This is a genomic window from Rubritepida flocculans DSM 14296 (assembly GCF_000425365.1).
In the GTDB taxonomy this organism is placed as follows: Bacteria; Pseudomonadota; Alphaproteobacteria; order Acetobacterales; family Acetobacteraceae; genus Roseococcus; species Roseococcus flocculans.
In genome coordinates, this window is sequence record NZ_AUDH01000055.1 from 1 (window position 1) to 6,676 (window position 6,676).

The 6,676-nt window shown below is 69.3% G+C and carries 6 protein-coding genes and 1 pseudogene; 2 read left to right on the plus strand and 5 right to left on the minus strand.

Features of this window, described 5'->3' with window-relative positions:
* A pseudogene (locus H596_RS23655) lies at positions 1–1,070 on the minus strand (IS630 family transposase); the annotation flags it as partial.
* Between the two features lie 82 nt (positions 1,071–1,152).
* Between H596_RS23655 and H596_RS24000 the strand changes: the two are divergent.
* A complete protein-coding gene (locus H596_RS24000; RefSeq protein ID WP_156910191.1) occupies positions 1,153–1,293 on the plus strand; it encodes a hypothetical protein in 141 nt (46 codons plus the stop codon).
* 11 nt (positions 1,294–1,304) lie between these two features.
* Here H596_RS24000 and H596_RS24005 read toward each other — a convergent pair whose 3' ends face one another.
* From H596_RS24005 to cysD, 4 genes are all read right to left on the minus strand, one after another.
* The gene (locus H596_RS24005; protein WP_156910192.1) at positions 1,305–1,511 is read right to left on the minus strand and encodes a hypothetical protein; all 207 of its coding nucleotides are present in this window, start codon (positions 1,509–1,511) and stop codon (positions 1,305–1,307) included.
* A gap of 87 nt (positions 1,512–1,598) precedes the next feature.
* Positions 1,599–3,347 carry an SLC13 family permease gene (locus H596_RS0118545; protein ID WP_027286136.1) on the minus strand — a complete coding sequence of 583 codons (1,749 nt, stop codon included), beginning with the start codon at positions 3,345–3,347 and terminating at the stop codon, positions 1,599–1,601.
* 18 nt (positions 3,348–3,365) lie between these two features.
* Positions 3,366–5,225, minus strand: coding sequence for a sulfate adenylyltransferase subunit CysN (gene cysN, locus H596_RS0118550; protein WP_051213418.1), 1,860 nt, complete (start codon positions 5,223–5,225; stop codon positions 3,366–3,368).
* Positions 5,225–6,148 (minus strand): sulfate adenylyltransferase subunit CysD, encoded by a 924-nt coding sequence (gene cysD, locus H596_RS0118555; protein WP_051213420.1) that lies wholly within the window; start codon positions 6,146–6,148, stop codon positions 5,225–5,227. Before cysD ends, cysN begins: the two co-directional genes overlap by 1 nt.
* A gap of 245 nt (positions 6,149–6,393) precedes the next feature.
* On the opposite strand from cysD, the gene H596_RS25035 reads away from it, so the two are divergent.
* Positions 6,394–6,676: transposase (locus H596_RS25035; RefSeq protein ID WP_156910193.1), on the plus strand; the 283-nt coding region annotated here is incomplete at its 3' end.

Below are 6,676 nucleotides of genomic sequence, written 5' to 3' on the forward strand. Positions count from 1 at the left end.
ATATGCCCAGTTGCGCAGTCCGATGGACATGATGCGCCCGGGCTGATCGATCAGGCGGTTCCAGTGGTGGCAGCAGTGATCGACGATGTCGTCGTGATCGCGGAACACGCGGTTCGACAGCCAGTTGTCGCGCATGAACTGCCAGACCTTCTCCATGACGTTGAGTTCGGGGCATTTGGGCGGCAGCGGCAGCAGCGTGATGTTGTCCGGCACGACGACGTCGCCGGAGAGGTGCCACCCGGCCTGATCGAGCAGCAGCACGGCGCGCCTGCCGGGGCGGACCATGGCGCTGATCTCGGCCAGGTGCAGGTTCATCGCCGCGGTGTTGCACAATGGCAGGACCAGGGCCGCGCCCTTGCCCTCCTTGGGGCAGACGGCGCCGAAGATGCAGGTGGATGCGTAGCGCTGGTCCTGCGGCGCCGAGGGCCTGCTTCCGCGCCGCGCCCAGCGGCGGGTGATGCCGTTCTTCTGGCCGAGGCGGGCTTCGTCTGCGAACCAGATCTCTACCGCGTCGAGGCCGAGGCCCTGCTCGCGCGCGATGCCTGCCAGCGTGGCGGGGAAGTTTTTTTGAACGCCTCGATGGCGCCGGGGGCCTGGGCGTGATGCTTCGGCCGCGCCGAGAGCTTGCGATAGCCCATCGCGCGCACCTCTGGGCTCAGGGTCTGCATCGAGACCGAGACGCGGAACGTCTCCCACAGCCATTGCCCGAGATCGCACAGCCGCCAGCGGACCACGCCGTGGATCGCCGGGATCGGGCCGTGCTCGATCTGCGCGGCCAAGGCCCGGCGGTGTTCGTCGCTCAGCCGTGGCCTGGGGCCGGGCGCCTTGCGGTCGATCAGCCCGTCAGGCCCTTCGGCGTTGAAGCGCAGCACCCGTCGAACGCATGCGTTCGACCGCACGATCTGAAGGGTGACCTTGCCAAGCCGCGCCGCCTCCGAGCGCGTGCCGCCGTCCTAGATCGCAGCCAGCGCCAACAACCGCCGCGCCTGCCCGGCGTCCGTGCTGCGCCGCGCAAGGCGCCGAAGCTCGGCGCCGGTGAAGTCAGAACGTAACGCGATGGCGCGACCCATGGTGAGCCTCCGATGCTCACCAGTGTGAATCACATCACCACCCCGTCGGGGAATCCACTTCGTGAGTCACGCCCCGCGGGAGTTGGTATTACTCAGCAACCGCGTGTTCGACAGCGACGACGCCATCGTCGACGCCTGCTGCGACGCCTGGAACTGGCTCGCCGATCAGCCCGAGCGCATCACCAGCATCGCCTCACGCGCCTACGCGCAGGTCAGGTTCTGATGCCGAGCGTATTACCACTGCGTCAGCAGCAGCGCGCGGAACAGCGCCAGCGGCGGGTAGCCGGGCCGCCCCATCGGCGCGCGCAAGGGCACGAGCAGGCGCTCCATCGAGGCCCAGTAGATCAGGCCAGCGATGCGCTCCAGCCGGCGATTGACGCCAGCACCCGCTGGCAGCAGCGCCTCCGCCAACCTGTCCTGCCCGATCTGACGCTGACCCATCGCCGCCTCGCCCTTCCCGTCACGAGGCCCAGCGAATCAGCACATGACCCGCTCAGCAAGGCGTTTCGCAGAGGTCTCCAGAGAGGGTCACCCTCCCCACCAGCCCGCCTGCGCCACCAGCAGCCACAGCATCGCCACGCTCGCCGCGCCATAGGCCAGCAGGACCAGCGAGCCGAGCTGCAGGAAGTCCGCGAAACGGTAGTTGCCGGGTGACATCACCATCAGGTGCGTCTGGTAGCCGTAGGGCACCAGGAAGGAGGCAGAGGCGCCGAAGGCCACCATCAGCGCCGCCGCCTCGCCGGGCAGCCCGGTGAGCGCCGCGATCTGCAGGGCGATCGGCAGCGCGGTGACCGCGGCGGCCACGTTGGAGAGCAGCTCCGTCAGCAGCCAGGCCAGCAGGAAGATCACCACCAGCGCGCCCAGCGTTCCGCTCACACCGAACAGGTTCACCGCCCCCGCGGCCAGCGCCCCGTCGAAGCCCGCGCGCGTGACGAGCGCCGCAAGGGTGAGCGATCCCCACAGCGCCATCATCAGGTCGAAGGGGAAGAGCGCGCGGAAATCCCGCCCATCCAGCAGGCCGAAGGCGAGGCTGCCTGCCACCAGAAGCAGCGTCAGCAGCGCGAAGCCCACCAGGTCGAACACCGCGCAGAAAACGAAGATGGCGAAGATCGCGGTGGCCAGCACCGCCTCGCGCCGCGAAAGGGCGGTGGTGGGCGTGCCCTCGCGTGCGATGATGTGGAAGTTGGAGCGCACTTCGGGGTGGGCGAAGAAGTCGCTGCCGCCGGCGACCGCCAGAAGGTCTCCCGCCTTCAACTCCACCTCTCCGAGCTTGCCCGAGAGACGTTCGTCGCCCCGCCGGATGGCGAAGACCGAGGCGCTGAAGGTCGCGCGGAAATTGCTCGACTTCAGCGTGCGGCCCACCAGGGTGGAATTCTGCGCCACCACCGCGTGATGCACCTGCAGACCCGAACGCTGGCGCACCTCCTCCATCACCTCGAGGCCGGGGAAGGCCATCAGCTCGTCGATGAAGCGCAGATCGCCCACGAAGATCAGCACATCGCCCTCGCGCAGCACTTCGTCGGGCCGCACGGGCGAGACGAGCACCTCCCCGCGCACCAGCTCGGCCACATAGAAATGCCCGAGGCTGCGCAGGTGGTTTTCCGCGAGCGACTTCCCCACGAGCGGAGAGCCGGGCAGCACCCGCCCTTCGACGTGAAAGAGTTCCGGCTCGGGCCGGGTCTCGAGCCCTCCCGGCGCGCGCATCAGCGCCGGCGCCACCGCGAGCAGCAGCAGATAGACCGCAAGCGCGGTGACGAGGCCGGGCACGAAGAAGTCCGTGAAACCGATCTCCACACCGAGCCGCGCCGCCTGCCCCACGGTGATGAGGCTCGCCGAGGTGCCGAAATGCGTCACCATCCCGCCCGCGAGCGCGGCGTAGGAAAGCGGCAGGAGAAGCTGGCGCGGCTCGATGCGCGGGTTCCGCGCGGCCGGCCCCATCAGCGCACCCACCACTGCCGTGTTGGGCATCACCGCCGAGGCGAGAACCGCAACGCCCAGGAAGCGCCGACGTATGGCGCCGGGCGGTTCCGGTTTGCGGCTGAAGAGCAGCTTGCGCAGCCAGGTGAGCCGGCCAAGCACGCTCGAGAACACGACGAGGCAGAGCACCGCGATCAGCGAGGGCTCGCCAAGATACTCCAGCACTTCGCGCGCGGGCAGGCGCTCCAGCAGCAGCACGGCCAGGATGAAGGCGAAAAAGGCGGCGGCCATGGGCACGCGCCCGCTGATCAGCGCAACGAGCAACGCGACCGCGAGCAGGATGTCGAGGAACGGGCCCATCGCCGCGCGGCCGCGCGCTCAGCCGCCCGCCTGCCGCCGCTCGACCAGCGCCAGCACCTGCTGCGCAAGCGCTTCGGCCGGAGGTCCCGCTCCGTCGAGCACGAGTTCCGCGGCCTCGGGCCGCTGATAGGGGCTGGTCACGCCGGTGAAGTTCGCGATCTCCCCGCGCTTCGCCTTGGCGTAGAGGCCCTTCACGTCGCGCTGCATGCAGACTTCGATGGGCGTATCCACGAAGATCTCCACGAACTCGCCCTCCGCCAGCATCTCGCGCACCATCTGCCGTTCGGCGCGGAAGGGCGAGATGAAGGAGGCGAGCACGATGAGCCCCGCATCCACCATCAGCTTCGCGACCTCGCCCACGCGTCGGATGTTCTCCACGCGGTCCTGATCGGTGAAGCCGAGGTCGCGGTTCAAGCCGTGGCGCAGGTTGTCGCCGTCCAGCGAGTAGGTGTGCCGCCCGGCCTGGTGCAGCGCCTGCTCCACCAGCTTCGCCACGGTGGACTTGCCCGAACCCGAGAGCCCCGTGAACCAGAGCAGCATGGGTTTTTGGCCGAGCGAGGCGGCGCGCGCCGCCTTGTCCACCAAGAAGTGCTCGTGATGGACGTTGGTGGCGCGGCGCAGCGGGAAGTTGATCATCCCGCAGCCGGCGGTCCGATTGGTGAAGCGGTCCACCAGGATGAAGGCGCCGGTCAGCCGGTTCTGCGAATACGGATCCATCGCCACCCGCTGTGCTGTGGCGAGGTTGCACAGCCCGATCTCGTTCAGCGCGAGCCGCGTGGCGGATTGCTGGTCGAGCGTGGACACATCCACCCGGTGCTTGATCGCGGTGACGGAGGCGGTGGTCCAGACATTGCCGATGCGCATCATGTACTGCCGGCCGGGCAGCATCGGCTCCTCGTCCATCCAGAGCAGATGCGCGGCGAACTGGTCCGCCACCGCCGGGCGGTCCGAGACAGGCGCCAGCACGTCGCCGCGCGCCACGTCCACCTCGTCGGCGAGGCAGATCGTCACCGCCTCGCCCGCCACCGCGCGCTCCTGGTCGCCATCGGGGCCGAGGATGCGCGAAATGTGGCTCGTCACGCCCGAGGCGGCGACGACCACGCTCTCCCCCAGCGCCACCGCCCCGCTCGCGACCGTGCCGGAGAAGCCCCGGAAGTCCTGGTTCGGGCGGTTCACCCACTGCACGGGGAAGCGGAAGGGGATCTTCGTCAGCTCCTCCTCGACCTCCACCGCCTCGAGGTGCTCGAGGAGCGTGGGCCCGCGATACCAGGGCGTGTTGCCCGAGCGCTGCGTCACGTTGTCGCCGAAGCGGCCGGAGGTGGGGATGGGCACCATGCTGTGGAAGCCGAGGCCCGCGGCGAAGGTCGCGTACTCGCCCACGATGCGGTCGAACACCTGCTGGTCGAAGTGGACGAGGTCTATCTTGTTCACCGCGAGCACCACGTGCCGGATGCCGAGCAGCGAGCAGATGTAGCTGTGCCGGCGTGTCTGCGTCAGCAGCCCCTTGCGCGCGTCCACCAGGATGATCGCGAGCTCGGAGTTGGAGGCGCCGGTCGCCATGTTGCGCGTGTACTGCTCGTGGCCCGGGCAGTCGGCCACGATGAAGCTGCGCCTGGGCGTAGTGAAGAAGCGGTAGGCGACGTCGATGGTGATGCCCTGCTGGCGCTCGGCCTCCAGCCCGTCCACCAGAAGGGCGAGGTCCACCTCCTCGCCCACGGTGCCGTGCTTGCGGCTGTCGCGCGCGATGGCGGCCAGCGTGTCCTCCATGATGAGCTGGCAGTCGTACAGCAGCCGGCCGATCAGGGTGGACTTGCCGTCGTCCACCGAACCGCAGGTCAGCACGCGCAGCAGCCCGCGCGACGTGATGGCGCCATCCATCAGAAATACCCCTCGCGCTTCTTGCGTTCCATCGAGGCTTCCTGATCGTTGTCGATCAGGCGGCCGTGGCGTTCGGAGACGCGCGAGCGGCGCAGTTCCTCCAGCACCTCCTCGAGCGTCTGCGCGCGACTCTCGTGCGCGCCCGTCAGCGGCCAGTCGCCCATGGTCCGGAAGCGCACCCACATCATCTCGGGCTGCTCGCCGGGCTCCAGCGGCATGCGCTCGTCGTCGCGCATGATGAGCGCGCCGCCCCGACGGACGATGGGGCGCTCGGCCGCGAAGTAGAGCGGCACCACGGGGATGTTCTCGGCGGCGATGTAGTCCCACACGTCGAACTCGGTCCAGTTCGAGATGGGGAAGACGCGCATCGTCTCGCCCGGCGCGATGCGCGTGTTGTAGAGGCCCCACAGCTCGGGCCGCTGGCCGCGCGGCTCCCACACATGGCCCGGCGCGCGGTGGCTGAACACCCGCTCCTTCGCGCGGGCCTTCTCCTCGTCGCGCCGCGCGCCGCCGAGTGCCGCGTCGAAGCCGTGCGCGTCCAACGCCTGCTTCAGCGCCTCGGTGCCCATGACGTTCATGTGCACCTGGCTGCCATGCGTCAGCGGGTTGATGCCGCGCGCGAGGCCGTCGGGGTTGGTGTGCACGATCAGCCGCGCCCCGATCTCGGCCGCGCGGCGGTCGCGGAACTCCAGCATGTCGCGGAAGTCCCAGCCGGTGGCGATGTGCAGCAGCGGGAAGGGAATCCGCCCCGGGGCGAAGGCCTTCATCGCGAGATGCAGCACCACCGAGCTGTCCTTGCCAATGGAGTAGAGCAGCACGGGGTTGCGGAAGCTCGCCGCCGTCTCGCGGATGATCCCGATCGCCTCGGCCTCCAGGCGCCGGAGGTGGGGGCTGAGCGCCCCGGTCTTCTGCGGAAGCATCATCTCATCCTCGTCCACGGCCGCGGGGCCGCGCAACCGCCCCCCCGCGCCAGCATCGCGCGCCGGCCCGGCCGGTCAAGCCACGGACGGTCAGGCCTCGCTGCGTCGCAGCATACAGGGTATGGCCGGTTCCCGCGCAGGCCGCAACCGCGGGGCGGAGCGCTCAACCTCAGAGCGTGTTTGAGAAGCGGCTTCCGGCGCGGTGAGAAGCGTGATTCATGGGGTGTCGGCCTTGAGGACGACACCCGATGCGACGACGGCGCCGAGCCTACCCGACGGATCTGACCGATGCCCAATGGGCGGCGATCGCGGAGCTTGTGCCGGATGCGCTGCCCGGCGGCAGGCCACGCCGTGCACCGTCGCGCGAGTTGATCAACGCGATCCTCTACGTGCTGCGCGGCGGCATCGCCTGGCGCCTGCTGCCGCACGACTTCCCGCCCTGGCAGACGGTCTACTACTACCTCCGACGCTGGCAGGCCGAAGGCGTGTGGGAGCGCATCCACCACGCCGTGCTGATGGCGGACCGCGAGC

Coding starts and splice junctions, on each gene's coding strand:
- H596_RS0118545 (WP_027286136.1), bottom strand. CDS start 3,347: ATGGGCCCGTTCCTCGACATCCTGCTCGCGGTCGCGTTGCTCGTTGCG.
- cysD (WP_051213420.1), bottom strand. CDS start 6,148: ATGATGCTTCCGCAGAAGACCGGGGCGCTCAGCCCCCACCTCCGGCGC.
- H596_RS24005 (WP_156910192.1), bottom strand. CDS start 1,511: ATGGGTCAGCGTCAGATCGGGCAGGACAGGTTGGCGGAGGCGCTGCTG.
- cysN (WP_051213418.1), bottom strand. CDS start 5,225: ATGGATGGCGCCATCACGTCGCGCGGGCTGCTGCGCGTGCTGACCTGC.